This window comes from uncultured Acetobacterium sp., from assembly GCF_927416815.1.
GTDB lineage: Bacteria > Bacillota > Clostridia > Eubacteriales > Eubacteriaceae > Acetobacterium.
This window is the reverse complement of record NZ_CAKMJU010000034.1, coordinates 38,025-53,862: the sequence shown is the minus strand read 5'-3', so window position 1 is coordinate 53,862 and position 15,838 is coordinate 38,025. Positions and strand designations below refer to the sequence as shown.

At 45.8% G+C, this 15,838-nt stretch carries 16 protein-coding genes and 2 riboswitches; of the genes, 1 reads left to right on the top strand and 15 read right to left on the bottom strand.

The features are described from left to right. Positions 1-16: 16 nt before the first annotated feature. The 4 genes from QZ998_RS06955 to QZ998_RS06940 all read right to left on the bottom strand — a co-directional run bounded on the left by QZ998_RS06955 (position 17) and on the right by QZ998_RS06940 (position 3,302). On the bottom strand, positions 17-1,027 hold the full coding sequence (locus QZ998_RS06955) for a sensor histidine kinase (protein WP_296559190.1): 1,011 nt from the start codon (positions 1,025-1,027) through the stop codon (positions 17-19). Positions 1,028-1,039: 12 nt separating this feature from the next. Then, entirely contained in the window at positions 1,040-1,714 is a 675-nt protein-coding gene (locus tag QZ998_RS06950; protein ID WP_296559189.1) for a response regulator transcription factor, read from the bottom strand. After that, the gene (locus tag QZ998_RS06945; protein WP_296559188.1) at positions 1,714-2,475 is read right to left on the bottom strand and encodes a creatininase family protein; all 762 of its coding nucleotides are present in this window, start codon (positions 2,473-2,475) and stop codon (positions 1,714-1,716) included. Before QZ998_RS06945 ends, QZ998_RS06950 begins: the two co-directional genes overlap by 1 nt. Positions 2,476-2,588: 113 nt before the next feature. Continuing rightward, positions 2,589-3,302 carry a type 1 glutamine amidotransferase gene (locus QZ998_RS06940; RefSeq protein ID WP_296559187.1) on the bottom strand — a complete coding sequence of 238 codons (714 nt, stop codon included), beginning with the start codon at positions 3,300-3,302 and terminating at the stop codon, positions 2,589-2,591. A 154-nt stretch (positions 3,303-3,456) separates the two neighbouring features. Between QZ998_RS06940 and QZ998_RS06935 the strand changes: the two genes are divergently transcribed. After that, positions 3,457-4,338, top strand: coding sequence for an ADP-ribosylglycohydrolase family protein (locus QZ998_RS06935; RefSeq protein WP_296559185.1), 882 nt, complete (start codon positions 3,457-3,459; stop codon positions 4,336-4,338). Positions 4,339-4,789: 451 nt separating this feature from the next. Further along, a riboswitch (cobalamin riboswitch) is annotated at positions 4,790-4,975 on the bottom strand. A gap of 147 nt (positions 4,976-5,122) precedes the next feature. Here QZ998_RS06935 and cbiT read toward each other — a convergent pair. From cbiT to QZ998_RS06880, 11 genes are all read right to left on the bottom strand, one after another. Continuing rightward, complete coding sequence (gene cbiT, locus QZ998_RS06930; protein WP_296559183.1) at positions 5,123-5,701, bottom strand: precorrin-6Y C5,15-methyltransferase (decarboxylating) subunit CbiT; 579 nt, start codon at positions 5,699-5,701, stop codon at positions 5,123-5,125. Continuing rightward, entirely contained in the window at positions 5,694-6,320 is a 627-nt protein-coding gene (cbiE, locus tag QZ998_RS06925) for a precorrin-6y C5,15-methyltransferase (decarboxylating) subunit CbiE (protein WP_296559181.1), read from the bottom strand. The genes cbiT and cbiE overlap by 8 nt, the downstream gene beginning before the upstream one ends. Next, positions 6,308-7,453 (bottom strand): cobalt-precorrin-5B (C(1))-methyltransferase CbiD, encoded by a 1,146-nt coding sequence (gene cbiD / locus QZ998_RS06920; RefSeq protein ID WP_296559177.1) that lies wholly within the window; start codon positions 7,451-7,453, stop codon positions 6,308-6,310. The genes cbiE and cbiD overlap by 13 nt, the downstream gene beginning before the upstream one ends. Positions 7,454-7,465: 12 nt before the next feature. Beyond that, positions 7,466-8,197 (bottom strand): precorrin-2 C(20)-methyltransferase, encoded by a 732-nt coding sequence (cobI, locus tag QZ998_RS06915; RefSeq protein ID WP_296559174.1) that lies wholly within the window; start codon positions 8,195-8,197, stop codon positions 7,466-7,468. A gap of 2 nt (positions 8,198-8,199) precedes the next feature. Further along, positions 8,200-8,829, bottom strand: coding sequence for a precorrin-8X methylmutase (locus QZ998_RS06910; RefSeq protein WP_296559172.1), 630 nt, complete (start codon positions 8,827-8,829; stop codon positions 8,200-8,202). A gap of 104 nt (positions 8,830-8,933) precedes the next feature. Next, positions 8,934-9,818 carry a GHMP kinase gene (locus tag QZ998_RS06905; RefSeq protein WP_296559170.1) on the bottom strand — a complete coding sequence of 295 codons (885 nt, stop codon included), beginning with the start codon at positions 9,816-9,818 and terminating at the stop codon, positions 8,934-8,936. Then, positions 9,815-11,179: a cobyrinate a,c-diamide synthase gene (locus QZ998_RS06900; RefSeq protein ID WP_296559169.1), complete on the bottom strand. Its 1,365-nt coding sequence runs from the start codon at positions 11,177-11,179 to the stop codon at positions 9,815-9,817. The genes QZ998_RS06905 and QZ998_RS06900 overlap by 4 nt, the downstream gene beginning before the upstream one ends. A gap of 86 nt (positions 11,180-11,265) precedes the next feature. Next, on the bottom strand, positions 11,266-12,543 hold the full coding sequence (locus tag QZ998_RS06895; protein WP_296559167.1) for a heme ABC transporter ATP-binding protein: 1,278 nt from the start codon (positions 12,541-12,543) through the stop codon (positions 11,266-11,268). Position 12,544: 1 nt separating this feature from the next. Continuing rightward, positions 12,545-13,576 (bottom strand): iron chelate uptake ABC transporter family permease subunit, encoded by a 1,032-nt coding sequence (locus QZ998_RS06890; RefSeq protein WP_296559166.1) that lies wholly within the window; start codon positions 13,574-13,576, stop codon positions 12,545-12,547. Positions 13,577-13,678: 102 nt separating this feature from the next. Next, positions 13,679-14,635, bottom strand: a complete 957-nt coding sequence (locus QZ998_RS06885) for an ABC transporter substrate-binding protein (RefSeq protein WP_296559165.1) — start codon at positions 14,633-14,635, stop codon at positions 13,679-13,681. A 104-nt stretch (positions 14,636-14,739) separates the two neighbouring features. Then, positions 14,740-14,937: riboswitch (cobalamin riboswitch) on the bottom strand. Continuing rightward, positions 14,937-15,731, bottom strand: coding sequence for a sugar phosphate isomerase/epimerase (locus QZ998_RS06880; RefSeq protein ID WP_296559163.1), 795 nt, complete (start codon positions 15,729-15,731; stop codon positions 14,937-14,939). Its footprint overlaps the riboswitch before it by 1 nt. Positions 15,732-15,838 lie beyond the last annotated feature (107 nt).

The window sequence follows — 15,838 nt, the reverse complement described above, 5'->3', positions numbered from 1 at the left end:
CTTTTGTAAGCTTGGCTTATAAGGCTTCAAACCGTTTGGTCGAGAGATCAATCCTGACCCGGGTGCCCTGACCCACCTGGGAGCTTACCATAATTGAATGGGAGAGCTTATTTAAGACCTGCTGACACAGATAAAGACCGATGCCGGTCGATTTTTTATCCATTCTGCCGTTGTAGCCGGTAAAACCCCGGTCAAAAATCCGTCCAATGTCTTCAGCTCTGATTCCGACACCAGTATCTTCAATGATCAGGGTTTTTTCTGACCATTCATCCAGATAAATGGAAATTTTTCCCTGACTGGTATACTTCAGGGCGTTGGAAATAAGCTGCTCCAGAACAAAGACCAGCCATTTTTCGTCGGTTAGAACCCGGCAATTCAGTTCTTCCAAGTCCAGGGCTATTTTTTTATTGATAAAAATAATGCCATATTTTTTGACAGCCTGTCTGACCAGATCCGCCAAATCGCACTCAACCAGCAGTAAGTCTGAGGACATGCTTTCCAGCCTTAAATACTGTAGCACCATCTCAACATATTGTTCGATCTTAAAAAGCTCCTGCATATAAGCGCTGGTGTGTTCGCGGTCGCCCGCTTCGGTCTGAAGCAGCAACCCCATCGCCGAGATCGGGGTTTTAATCTGATGGGCCCATAAGGTGTAGTAGTCAATCATATCGGTTTGACGGTTATCAAACTGGGAGATCAGGTCGGCGCGATTCTCGGCCAGCACCCGGATCAGGCTTTGATAGTCCTCTTCTAACAGGTCGCGAGGCTTGGGCAATTCTCCCACCCCAGCAGTTGCCGCCTTGATCGCCGCTGCCAGGCTCTGATGCTTCTGATAAAAATGCATAAAATCCAGACCGGCAAAAATCATCGCCAGCGCGGTTACCAGTTCAGCACTGTAAACAATCGGCTCGAACGGCAAATGATACAGGGCATAGACCAGCGCAAACACCAGCATAAATAAAATAAAAGCCACCATTACCTTAATCCGACTTTTTAGATAAGCTCTAATTATAAATGATATGTTCATTATAAACCTCGATTAATCCCCAATTAGATAGCCAACGCCCTTTTTGGTGGCAATAAAATCGGCCAGTCCGGCCATCTCCAGTTTTTTGCGCAGCCTGGCAATATTTACTGACAAGGTGTTGTCGTCGATAAAACAATCGCTATCCCAGAGTCGTTTCATGATCACATCGCGTGATACCACCTTGCCGGTGTTCTCCATCAAAATCTGAAGCATCTTAAACTCATTTTTACTCAGCTCCACTTTTTGATCGGCATAGCTAATACTGGCATCGCCGAGATTTAGCATCGCACCCTTGTGTTCAAGCAGATTGACCTGTCCCTGAAAGGAGTAGGTTCGCCGCAGCAGCGCCTGAATTTTTGCCACCACTACCGCCAGATCAAAGGGCTTGGCAATAAAGTCATCGCCGCCCATATTCATGGCCATCACGATATTCATGTTGTCGCTGGTAGACGAAATAAAAATAATTGGCACCTTGGAAAGCTTGCGGATTTCACTGCACCAATGGTAGCCATTAAAAAATGGCAGCGCGATATCCAAAAGAATCAGCTGCGGATCATAAGCCACAAACTGATCCAGAATATGATGAAAATCCGTAACCATTTGGGTTTTTAGCGCCCATTTCTCCAAATGATTTTTGAGCGCCTTGGCAATAATCTGGTCGTCTTCGATAATTAGTATTTTATACATCAATACTCCCAGTTCCGCTGATTCATCTCTTCAATGGTACTGACAACCAGATCGACAAAGATCTCCAGCATCAGTTGACCTTTTTCAATGCTGGCTTTAGTGGGGTCGCCGGTGGCACCGGTGGCCGTGAGTTCCTTGATATCCCAGATAATGTCAGCTTTTTCGTTAAGGCTGATGATGTTTTCCGGCACCTGCGAGACTGCCTCTTCGAGATTGACCAGCTCCGGCCGCAAGGCCATCATGATCGAGGTTTCACCTTCGCCACCATGTCCTAGTCCATTCCAGACCTCAAAACGGTCACCCATAATTGGTCCAACCTTGGTCCACCAATCCGGCAAATAGAGAAATTTAGCTTCCCGATGGCGATCCTTGACCTTATGGGCGGCAATTTCTAGCGCCGGAATATTGCCGTCGTGGCCATTTAAGATATAAATCCGTTTGATGCCATTATTAATAAGACTCTCAAAAATATCCTCAGCGATGGCAATTTCTGTTTCATACCGTAGCGTAATCGAGATCGGGTAACGGTTATAATGAATCGATGTGCCAAAGGGGACACAGGGCAGTACCACGACATTGTCAAGCTTCTGAGCCACGCGTTTGGCGACCTCCGATGGCACGAAAAAATCCGGCCCCAGACAACAGTGCCAACCATGGCTCTCGCAAGAGCCAAAGCTCACAATCGCGGTTACCTGCTCGGCATTTTTTAAGATCTCCTGAACTTCCCGCGCGGTCATTTCGTTAAGCATTACCTTTTTCATCCTGCAATTCCTTTCAAATAAAATATTTCTTTGAATCAATTTTCGCTAAATCTTTCTCGCTAATCTATATCTACCCAATTTTTCGCCAGTCATTTGAAGGAAGGCTAGTTTTATTAAATCCGCTCACTTTCAATCAGCTGTTTAAGTTGACTTAGAAATGCCGCCATCCAGCGATTATCATCAGCAATATACTCTGGGTGGGACAACACCTCTTCTGGTAACTGAACAAAATCATCTGGGATCATTTCATCGCCGCAATTTGCAATCAGATCTTTGATAATCGGCAGGGTGTTTTCGAGATGAAACTGAAATCCAAAAACTCTTTTTTTGTAGACGAAGGCCTGGTTTTCACAGGCCGCACTTGCAGCAATAACAGTTGCGGCCGCAGGCAGGTTAACAAAGGTATCGCCGTGCCAATGAAAAACCATCGGATTCTCTGGGAAAAATCCAAACAGCGGCGATGCTTTGGCTGTTTCAGAAAAGGATATCGGGAACCAGCCGATTTCTTTTTGTTTGTTTTGAACCACTTTTGCACCGATGATATCGGCAATTAACTGGCTGCCCAAACAGATGCCAATCACCACCTTGTCTCTTTCTATGGCCGCTTTGATCAATTCTTTTTCGGCTTTCAGCCAGCGGTATTGATCATCCTGATAAATGTTCATCGGTCCGCCCATCACCACCAGCCAGTCAAATTTATTTACCTCCGGCAAAGCTTCATCCTTATACAATTGGGTCGAAGAGACAACACAGCGATTGGCTTTTGCCCATTGCAGAATAGAGCCTGGATTTTCAAAGGGAACATGTTGTAAATAGTGGATTCTCATTCGCTACCTCCTTCGTTATCTTAGTTTTTGTCAGTTTAACCGATTTTGCGACAGACTTCAATGCTGATAAAGACATTGTTTATTGATAATTTGTCTATATTAGCATAACATCTGGGTATACAAATAAAAATAAATTAATTTAGGAGACGTCTTTATGAATCAATTAACAGGATTACTGTATGGGGCATTTTTAGGCGATGGCTTTGCTTTAGGTTCACATTGGATTTATGATACAAGTCTTATTGCAAATGAATTCGGGGAAATTGCATCGATCGTTGCACCACTATCGTCTACTTATCACAAAACAAAGAAAAAAGGCGATTTTACGCATTACGGCGATCAGAGTTTAGTCGTCTTAAAATCTGTCTCAGAAATGGATGGTTTCTATCTGGAAAAATTAAAACAGGACTGGCTCGCTTATATGTCTGATTATGATGGTTATCTTGATAAGGCCTCAAAGGAGAGTCTCGAGCTTCTTTCAGTCGAGAATAATCTCGGTTCACCATCTGATGAGCTTGGCGGTTTTGCCATCCTTGCGCCAATTATTGTTAAGTACCATCAGGATCCGCGTTTAAAGGAATATATTGAAGCGACCATCCGCCTGACCCATAACAATGATCTGGTCATCGAGATGGCAATTTTTTATACCAATGTTATTTTAAAAATTTTAGCCGGCGCTCGCCCTTATGATGCCATCGAAGCCTTGGCACCCCGTGCCGGCAAGCTGATTAATCAGTCTTTTCAAGCAGCCGTTAAAAATATCAATGCTTCCGCTGTTGAATTTATCACTAAAAATGGCCAATCCTGCCATGGTAAGCACGCCTTTCCCAGCTCGCTTTTTGTGATCCTCAAAAATCAGGATCACTTCAAAGCAGCACTGACCGATAACGTTATGGGCGGTGGCGATTCCGCTGCTAGAGGGATGATCATTGGGATGATTTTGGGCGCCTATCTCGGTTATGATGCCCTTCCCAAAGAGTGGCTCAATGAGCTAAACCATCTGCCAGAAATTAACCGTTACGCCGCTTTATTGTAACTCGGTTTACGGTATTTTACCTCTTTCTGGATCGGGCTTTCTTTTTGGCAGTTTTTGAACATGAAAAAAGCGTATCGAATCCAGATACGCTTTTTCATGCTCAGATTTTTGGCCAGAAAAATCTGAGTCGAGGAATAATAAACTCTATCAAAAATGTAAATTAATGAAAGCAAGGTAAATCCGGGGATGTCACACACCATCCCCGAGGAAGGGCATTAAATACTGACTTGGAGATGTCCTGCTATTCGAAGAGATTCTATGATTGGCTAGGAGAAATTAACCAACTCCCAAGAATCACACACTTCCTGGGTTCGTAAGCAGTGACCAACGACAAGCTGGCGTGTCATTGGTTATTGCAATACGAAAAAAATCCTTCTCCAATGGAGAAGGATAAAAGAATCATACTTACAAATTTAAATATAATGCTCTCACAGTCCTCTAAATCGGAGGTTGTTAAGAAATCACTACAAACAGGTCTTCTGGCTCAACAATCAACTTTCCATCTCCCTTCCCGCTAATTTCTTAACAGTGGTTATGAGACGGTCATCATGTTTTACAGCTGCGATTACAGCAAAGGATTTACACCTTTTTCCCTTGAATATAGGACAAGTTCACTATTTAATTAAATTCATTCTACACTAACAAGCTGTGCTTGTCAATAGCCGTTTGTTATAAAAACCGAATTAAAACATGTCATAAATTGAACTGGCACAGCAGTTTTGCGGGCGATTGATAATCGCCCCTTCATGGCGTTATTTTATTCAACTTATATCCTTTGCTTGTTTTACTTCACATCACCGGTGATAATAAAAATCGGGTTAGACGCCTTGAGCATGGTTAAGCCGCCAATCCCTTCGCCCCGGCTGATCCCTACCTGAATCAGTTCGACATTGTCAAAGTAGTGGTTCATCAGGGTGGTCGCCTGGGCGGCGTTCTCCAGGGTAACAAAATTGGCGATCACCCGGCCACCGGCTCGGATATTGGCCTTACACCACTGAAACAGTCCTTCGATATTACCACCAGAGCCACCAATGATCACCCGATCGACGGGCTCTTTAATCTCAGCCAGTACTTCTGGTGCTTTACCGGGAATAATCACGACGTTGTCGGCACCAAAATGGGCTTTGTTTTTTTGCACCAGCTCCAGTGCCGTTGCCTTGGCTTCGACGGCATAGACCTTGCCATTTTCAGCGGCATAGGCGGCTTCCATGGTCAGACCGCCGGTACCGGCACCGATATCTACCACCACATCGCCAGCATTGATTGCCAGCAGCGAAATGGTCAGAATCCGGATTTCGCGTTTGGTCATCGGAGCCTTGCCGCGAAGATAGGCCTCGTCCTTGTATCCTGCAATCTTACTCATTGATGACCACCACGACTGCCAGTCCTTCCTCCTGATAGGTCAGGGCTTCTGCTACCGTTAAGCGGGTTATCTTTTCATTGGGATAGGATAACTCTTCACCGACATATAGCATGCTGTTTTGACATCCTGATGACTGGAGGATCCCGGCAATAAAGGCGGTATTATTATTTTTATCGGTCAAAATACCCAGCTTTTTATTTTCAGCCAAGGCTGCCGCCAAATCCTGATCCCGGCCATGAAGGCTGATCAGCTTGGCATCTTCCCAGCTGATTGCCAGTTTGGCAAAAAAATACTGCAGCGAGCTGATCCCGGGGATACAAACAATGTCCTTGTCCGGCACCACTTTTTTGGCATAGGTCAGCAGACTATAAAAGCCGCAGTCGCCGGAAACAACCAGGGCAGTCTTTCGGCTTCGATACACCTGGGCAACTTCATTCATCAGCTCGCTCAGGGGCCTCCCCTTTCCGATAAATAGCATTTTCTTTCCGGTGCTATCAAAGCTTTCCGCATGGCGCGTCCCACAGAGAATCACTTCCGCCGCGGCAATTTCTTTTAATGCCTTCGGTAATATATAATCCGGATGTCCCGGTCCCAGTCCAATTATTTTTAATGGGTACATAATTCTTTCCTCAACTCTTCTGCGTCTTTGCTTTGTCCTAAAAAGCCATGGATCTTGGAAAACAGTACTACTTCGATTTCAATGGTTCGATAAACCCGATCGCTGACCTTTTTCTTGACAACCTCGGCCAGATGATTAAAATAGTCCGGCAAATTTTCGGCCAGAATTAAATCAGTAGCTTCGTCGGTGGTTTTGGCGGTCATAATTTTTGCCATCGTTTCCCGGCTTGCCCCAAGCAAACCGGCGTGGGCGGTCAAAATTTCCATCCGGCCGTCGGCAACGCTGCTATGGGTATTAAAAATCCCGCCAGCCAGCTTGACCAGTTTTCCCAGATGGCCAATCAAGAGAATCTTATCAAAGCCAATCCGTTCAGCCTCATCGAGCATAAAGCCGATGTAATTACTGGTTTTTACCAGGACATTTTCAGAAAGTCCCAGTTCTTCTGAAAAATCTTTCCCGTAATTACCGGGGACAAAGATGATTTCTTTAAAGCCCCTGGCATGGAGTACCGAGAGTTCCAGTTTTAGCGACGCCTTCAGGGCATCTTCACTCATCGGCTCGACAATCCCCGAAGTACCGATAATCGACAGCCCCCCTGCAATCCCCAGCTTGGGATTAAAAGTACGCTTGGCCAGCTCGACACCCTGGGGAATCGACAGCTCGACCCGCCAGCCTTTGGGTAAATCAGGGCGCTCTTTGACGGCCTCAGCAGCCAAAACCGCTTTAATCTCCTGGCTAATCATTTCCCTTGGAATCGGATTAATCGCCGGTTGGCCGGGTGGGATACTGAGTCCCACTGAGGTCACGGTTCCGACCCCCATGCCGGCGGCAAAAGTGATCCCTTCCTGATCTGATGGGGTGATTTTGGAAAAGACCTTGACCCCATTGGTCACATCCGGGTCATCCCCGGAGTCTTTAATCACGGAACAGGAGGCTTCCTTTTCTGAAAAAATCTGATCGTGGAGCAGCAGCTCCAGGGTCCAGCCCTTGGGGGTATTGATTTCAATGGTTTCCCACTTTTTTTGATTTAAAAACATTAACAGCGCCGCTTTAGTTGCCGCGGTAGCACAAGAACCAGTGGTATAACCATAGCGCAAGCTTTTGCCATTTTTTTCAATGGTTTTATTTAACATCGTTTACCTCCCTTACTGAAGGGGATAATTTTTTTTGATTAATAAGGTCGATAAATATGGGATCTTGCCTTTTAAAACATCAATATCCCGGACTACCTGCTGGCTTTCCATGCCGATATTGGAGACCAGTACAAAGCTTTTTTCCAAGCCGCGGGCTTCCAGCTCTTCGGCCATCCAGGCATTGTTGGCCGAAATTTTCATCACCACGATATTTTTGTGAGCATCCAGAATCGCCCGGATTTCTTCTACTGGCTGGGTCATCGCGACAATCCCCAGAGATTCTTCTCCCTGAGTCAGGGGAATATTGAGTTGTGCCCCGAGATTACAAAATGACGGCACTCCGGACAGGGTGATCACTTCGATATCGCGTTTTAATAAATATTCCATTACATAAGAGTAGGTACTAAAGACCATTGGATCACCCAGGGTAATAAAGGCAACGTCCTTACCTTGGTTCAGCAGCACTTCAATTTCATCGGCATTGATCTTCCATTGTTTTTGCAAGGCTTCCCGTTCCTGCGACAGCGAAATCATCGGAAAATTCATTTCGATAACCTTTGATAGATCAGCAATATGACTTTTGACAATTTCAAAGGCGACACTGGTGCTGCCCATTTTTTTGACGGGGGTAATTACCATATCGCAGGCATCTAAAACCTTAGCGGCTTTAACGGTAAGCAGATCGGGATCGCCGGGACCAACCCCGATGCCATAAAAGATTCCTTTTTTTGCTACAGTCATCATCCTTACCATTCCCTTCCCAGTTGATAAAGCATGGCGTTAAGAATCGCTGCTACCACCGGGCTGCCGCCTTTTCGGCCGTTAATCCGAATGGCTGGGCTGTCGATCTGATCCAAGGCTTCCTTGGATTCAGCAGCGCCGACAAAACCAATCGGAGCACCGATGATCAGGGCTGGTTTGGATGTGCCCAGCTTAACCTGTTCAATCAGGGTATATAAAGCGGTTGGGGCATTACCAATGGCAAAGATGCCGACGCTGTCGTCCTGCAAGGCTTTTTCCATGCTGACGGTCGACCGGGTCACTCCCCGCTTCTTGGCTTCTGCGGCGACATCGGCGTCGTGGACAAAATTGACAATTTCAATGCCGTGATCAGCCAGCGCTTTTTTATTAACGGCGACTTGAATCATCCGGGTGTCGGCATAGATTTTCTTGCCCTGTTTCAGGGCTTCCATGCCACTCTCATAGCCGTTGTTTAAAATTTCCAGTAAATCGGCATATTCAAAATCGGCAGTGGTATGGATGATCCGTTTGACCATCGGGGCAATCGCTTCCGGGAAAACCTTGTCGCCCATTTCGGCGGTAATAATCTCAAAACTACGTTCTTCAATTTCTTGGGGGTTGTTAATATATTCCATTTTTTCTCACTTTCATGCATGCATTTTTTGTTTCTGTTTTTGTTTCTGTTTTTATTTCTGTTTTTATTTCTGACTTTATTTCCTTATAAAGCAAAACTTTATGATCACACCGCTTCGGTGGTAATTTTTATTCCTCCCGGTATCAGGTGATTTCGGTATACCGCGGCGTAGGCCGATTCAGGAACAACCTGCTTGAATGCCCTTAAAAAGGCTTCCTCCTGAAAATCACCATTGTCATACATGACCCCAATCACCGTCCCGCTGTGACCAATGACCGTTCCCAAACCACCAAAATCCTGGGATAGTCCAATTAGATCATCGAGATAATTTTTTCTTAAGCGTTTTTGGTTAAGGATCGCGCTTCGGGTGCAGGCCGCGCCAATATCCTTGAGGCTTTTGGTGCGCACCCCTTTTTCAAATTGGGCGACAATTTCGGCAAAGCTTTCTAAGTCATCGGGGGAATAGTCATCCTGACTTTCATTAAAGGTCATCGTGTCAATGCCGCCGTGAAAATCAATAACGATGATATCCGCTGCCACGGTGCCATCAAATTCCTTTAGTACCGAGCCGCTGAGGTGATTAAAAAGGTTCAAGCTCTCAAACATCAAATTATCTGACGGTTCAATGACGGTGCAAAGCCAACCAATTTCCTTTTGTTTCAGATCCAGGCCAAAATAAGCAGAAAGCCCGGCGGCCATTCCGGCAATGTCGGCGGTGCTACTGGCCATCCCCTTTTCCAGGGGAATGTCACTGTCCATGGTAACATGCAGATGCTTTTTTTCTTGTGTTGGAATCGCATAGCGCCGAAAAACTTCTGCCACCAGTTTTTGGGTTTTGGGTTTTAACAGCCCCAGATTGCCCGGACCTTCTTCAATGATAATCCGCGAATAGCGGTCAATCGGGCTGGATACCAGGCAGGGATTGCCATCATACCAGCCCTGAATATATTCACCGCAGGTGCCCGGTGTTTCAACCTTAACCCGCCTCATGCCTGCCCCGCCTTATGGTCCAGGACGGCATTTAAAAGGCTGCTTAAAAACATCGGGTTGCTGTAAAAATGAATATGTGGATAGCCGGCCAGGACATTCTTCTGGCGGTAGCCGCAGGTCCAGGTTTTTCCTTTTTTAGTGATCACATAAGCCGTCGGCAAGGCTTCTTCGCTAGAAACCAGACTGTGATGAAACTCATGCCCGCGCACTTCAATGGTCTTTCCGCCAAGATAAGCGGCAATATTGACATAGCCAAACCGCTGCAGCCGTTTGGTCATTGTCGAATCGGCAGCCAAAAAGCCTACGCCGGGATTGCTTTCGCCACTGTTTAGGGTCATCGAGTTGGTCAGATACATCAGCCCGCCACACTCGGCATAACAGGGCAGCCCAGCTTCGAGTTTGTTTTTGATATCGGCGATCATCGTCGTGTTGGCGGCCAGCTCAGCACCGAATATTTCCGGAAAGCCGCCGCCGATATATAAACCATCGAGATGCGCCGGCAGACTGGCATCATTTAAGGGACTAAATTCGACCACTTCCACCCCAGCGTTTGCCAGCGCTTTAAAATTGTCTTCATAGTAAAAATTAAAGGCCCGATCTTTAGGAACGCCGATCCGCAGGCCCTGATATTTATCCGCATCAGCTAAGAAGGGATCGACAAAGGGACTCACCGCTTGGTCATGCTTGCTAATTTCCAATAATTTATCCAGATCAATATAGGCTTCGGCCATCTCGCCGGCCTTATCAACCTTTTCCCGAAAATCAGCAATCTCTTCGACCGGTACCAATCCCAGATGACGGCTGTCCATCACAATGTCGGGATTATTAGGAAAGTAACCCAGACAGGTCACATCATTATAGGCTTCAATCATTTCTTTTAACAAGAGATAATGGGATTCTGACGAAATCCGATTAATAATCACCCCGACAATATTGGCATCGGGATCAAAATCGACATAACCTTTAACCAGCGCTGCGGCACTTTTGGCCATTCCTCGACCATCGATGATCAAAATCACCGGAGCACCGATGCTTTTGGCCAGATAGGCACTGCTACCGACGTCCGATTCCAGGCTATGGCCATCATAGAGACCCATAACCCCTTCGGCAATCCCCAGATCATTTTCATCCAGCCGTCTAAAAAAGAGACCCCGGACCGTTTCCTCATTTAACATCCAGGTATCCAGATTAATCGACGGTTGACCAGTGACAAAGCGATGAAACATCGGGTCAATGTAGTCTGGTCCGGTTTTAAAGGGTTTTACCCGCAGTCCCCGTTTTTTAAATGCCGCCATGATGCCCATGGTGACAGTGGTCTTTCCGACGTTGCTGCTGGCTCCGGCCAGCATAAAGTAATTCATAATTTCGTCTCCTTCTTAATGACTGCTATCACTATTCTAAATTTCGCAAAAAGACGGCCGCTGCCAGCAGATAGACCATTACGAAACTATTTTTCTTCAATCAAGGTTAATGCTTTAACCATTTTTATAAATTCCTGATGATCATTAATTTCGTTGATCGTCTTTTCCTTTTTAATCGCTTCAAGCCGCTTTTTCAGCTGGCCTTCGGTAAAGTCATTGTTTAGACAATTGCGGTGAAAATAAAGCTCACCCGTAAGCTTTTCCAAACCGATCAGGTTATTGATATTGCCGTGGCCAAAAGGCAGATCCGAAATTAGAATCAGGTCACTTTTTGCCATCACCGCCAGGTTTTCTTCCTGTTTTTCCCGACTGATGGCGGTAAAAGGACTTTCTTCAATCATCGGAATCGCCAGCACATCACAGATGGTCCAGTCATCACTGCCCTGGTTGACCACCCCGGCAGTGACCTGATGACCCATGGCCTCCAGTTCTTCTAGTACCTGGGACGCCTTGTTGCCGCCGCAGATGACATGAATCCGCAAACTGCGGTAGTCTTCTGATTCTTTAATCACCCGGAGTGGAATAATCTCCGGTTTTCCAAACAGTTTATTCTCCTGAATAAACATTTTCATCTCATAGACTTTTTTAAGATTTTTTTCAGTGATCACTTCTTTGGGGGTACCGTCGACAACCACCCTGCCATCCTTCATTAAAATAAGCCGGTTGCAGTATCGCGCCGCCAGATTAATATCATGAAGGACAGCCACCACCGTCATCGATTTTTTTACATTCAGATTGCGAATTAACTCCATCACTTCAATCTGGTGGTGGATATCCAGCGCCGATGTCGGTTCATCCAACAAAATGATATCGGGTTCCTGGGCAATCGCCCGGGCAATAATCACCCGCTGTTTTTCGCCGCCGCTGAGATTATTATAAAGCCGCTTTCTAAACGGGAGGGTCTTGGTCGCCCGCATCGCCTCGGCGACAATCGTATAATCATGCTGACTTTCCTTGGTGCGATAACTCAGATAGGGGTTGCGTCCCATCAAGACGATGTCCTCAACGGTGAAATCATAGTCGATATCAAAGGACTGCGGCACCACCGCAATCATTTGAGCCCGCTGCCGCTGGCTATAGCTGGTATTGTCCTTTTCTTCCAGAGTAATCACCCCGGATTTAACTGGTAACAGTCCCGACAAACATTTTAACAGGGTTGACTTCCCGGTGCCGTTGGGACCGATCAATCCGACAAACTCACCCTGACAGATGGTCGCGTTAAACCCTTGTAAGATATCTTTTTCACCATAACCGGATACCAGATCCTTAAAATCGAGCATGATTCTTGGCATTAACCGCTTCATCTTAGACACCCCCCTGCTTTCGTTTTCTCAAGAGATAGACAAAAAAGGGTCCGCCGAAGGCGGCGGTAATAATCCCGACGGGAATTTCCTGACCAGCCACCGTTCGGGCCAGCGTATCACACAGAATTAAAAACGCTCCACCAAAGAGTAGCGAAAAAGGAATCAAAACCCGATGTTTAGGACCAGTTACCAGGCGGACAATATGGGGTATTACCAATCCCACAAACCCGATGATCCCGGTAACCGAGACCACTGCTGCGGTCAGCAGCGATGAGGTAATTAAAATTTTCTTTTTTAAACGCTCGGTATCCACCCCCAACTGAGTCGCGGTTTCCTCGCCCAACAGCATGATATCCAATTCTCGAACTGAGGTCAGCATAACGATACATCCGATAATAACATAAGGTAGCACCGTTAAAACCTGACCCCAGCCCTTACCGTTTAAACTGCCCATGATCCAGAACATAATCCGGGTCATTTCTTCCTGATTAAAAATCATCAGCAAATACATGATCGCACTAATGGTTTGCCCGATGGCAATGCCGCTAAGTAGCAGTGTCGCCACCGGAACCTTGCGACCGACTCGGGAGATATTATAAACCACTAAAATCGATGCAAATGATCCGACAAAAGCTAAAATAGCGGTGCCGTTCATCCCAAATAAACTGCTGGAAAAATTCATCACAATGCCAATCGTCGCTCCCAGAGCCGCCCCCGATGATACCCCTAAAATATAAGGATCAGCCATGGGATTTTTAAAGATTCCCTGGTAGGCGGCGCCACAGATGGCCAGCACCCCACCGGTAATAAAGGCCAGAATAATCCGCGGCAATCGCACATTCCAAATAATGGCAATGGCTCCCGCGCTAATATTTTCCATCCCCAAATCGATCCGAAAAATCTGATTCAGCAGGATTTTATTAGCATCCCAAAAAGAAATCGACGCCACTCCCAACAAAGTACAGACATAAATAATGATGATACAAATAGCAATGGATATGATAATACTATATTTCTTGACTCTGTTTTTCATGATTTCTCCAATTGATCCTTTTTTCTGTTCGCCCCCTGGGTCTCTCCTAGAGAAAACTAGGGGGCGAACAGCATTCACCCCATTAGAAAGACTTACTTACTCTTATTTAGTGAAAATTTCCGGATAAATACTTTCGGCAATCAAGGCCATTCCTTCAATAATACGTGGCCCTGGCCGCTGGATCATATCACTTTCCAAAGTGAGAAATTCGAAATAGATTACTTGATCATTGATAATCGCATTGATTTTGTCAAAGCCTGGGGTCGCCTTGATTTCCTCTGGTGTGGTGTACAGTGAAATATAAACATCGGGGTTGTCAGCAATGATTTCTTCAGTGCTGAGCTGTGGCCATTGGTCGGTTTTATCGGCAGCAATATTCACTGCATTTAGATCGGTCAGCATGGAATCAAGGGTGGAACCGGGACCTGCCGAGTAAAACTTTCCGATATCAAAAAATACTACTTTCTGGGTTTTGGCTGTTTGTGCTTTCTCACTTAAGGCTTCTCGCTCAGCTGCCATTTTTTCGACGACCGCTTTGGCCTGATCATTGGCATTGGTCACTTCCCCAGTATCAACAATATTGCTTAGAATCCCGTCAATATTGGCAGCATTAAAGGTTATCACTTTAGCGCCAGTCGCCTCCAGCTGTTGTTTGATATCATCAGAAATAAAATCAGATGCAACCACCAGATCTGGTGACAACTCAATGATTTTTTCAAGGGTCGGTGAGTTAAAGCTGCCCACATCGGTGACTGCTAAGGCAGCTTCGGGATAGTTGCAATATTTTGTCCGTCCTACCACCTTATCACCCTGATCCAGGGCAAACAGAATTTCGGTTGTTGCCGGTGATAACGAGACAATCTTTTGTGGTTCTTTATCAATGGTCACGGCGTTGCCGGCATTATCTGTTACTGTTACCGGATAACTGGTCGAACCACTTTTCGTCTCAACTCCCTTAGCATCCGTTGTTGTGCCGCTTTGTTGACATCCAGTAAAGGATACCATCAAGGCTAAAATAATTAAACTAGCCGATAGCCTTCTGAGCTTCTTCTTTTTCATTTTCTTCCTTCTTTTTCTTTATTTTTTTGCATTTTTTGCAAAAATAAATCCAGCTTCCTGTGGAGGCTGGATACTAAACAAAAGGTTTAATCCTGTTCTTCCCACCGAAGAATATCAATGATTATGAGTGTCCTGACTCTTGCCTATCCTTGGTTCTCCCTTCCCATCCATAAGACAGTGGCACAAAAACCTTATTAGCAATTACAGTAGCGGGGGCTGCAGGGGTTTTGCACCCCTTTCCTCATCAATTTTCTATTATATTAGTGGCAGTGTATCACAGAATAGGCAACTTTTCAATTGATTATTTTTGCCGTGATTCTGGATCCTTGGTTGCCAGACTCTGCTTAACCGCCACAGCGAAATCGAGCGGATCTTTCTCCTGCCAGACTGCATTAGCCAGCACCTCATAAGAAATCGTTTTGATGGTTGGCACCGTCTGAATCTCAGCCATCACCGCATCCAGCGGGATGCTGCCTTCGCCGGGAATCCAGTGGCGATCTTGCAAAAAGTCATTATCTGAAAGATGTAGCGCCTTAATCCGATGCTTATATGCCTTTAAAATCCGGCCGCAATTCTGTTCTTCCAGAAAATCGTGGGAGCTGTCATAGCACATCCCAAACCGCGGGGCATCAATCTGATCTAATAGATAAACCAACAGATGCTGGCGCGAGACATTTTCGACCGCCAAATCGACGTTGTACTTCTCGGCGGCATCGGCCAGCTCGGAGAAAAAAGCCAAACCCTTATCCAAATCCGGCGTAAATGCATCGAGATCATTGGTATGCATCACCATCGCCGGAATCTCAAAAGCCTGGCAATCTTTTAAATAATCCTTGAACATCTTAAGCTTGGGCGAAATCTCCATGCGCGAGGCCGTCCAGATATCACTGTAACCGATAAATGGAGCATGCATATTGGTAATCGCCAAACCATTCTTTCTGACCAGCTCCGGGAATGCTTCTTTCTTTAGTGCCCAGGGCTCAAGCTCATCCTCCCAGGAAATCATCGCCTCATCAAAACCGGCATCGGCAATAATTTTTATCCGCTCTTCAAAAGGCATAAAGTAACCAAACCAGGAAAACATACTAAATTTCATCGGTGTCCTACCTTCTCTTAGATCATTTAAAATATTGGCCAGAAAACACCTTCATAATCGATCAAGCAATTTTGCTCTGCTAATCGGACTATTCGCTAGTCTTCTTT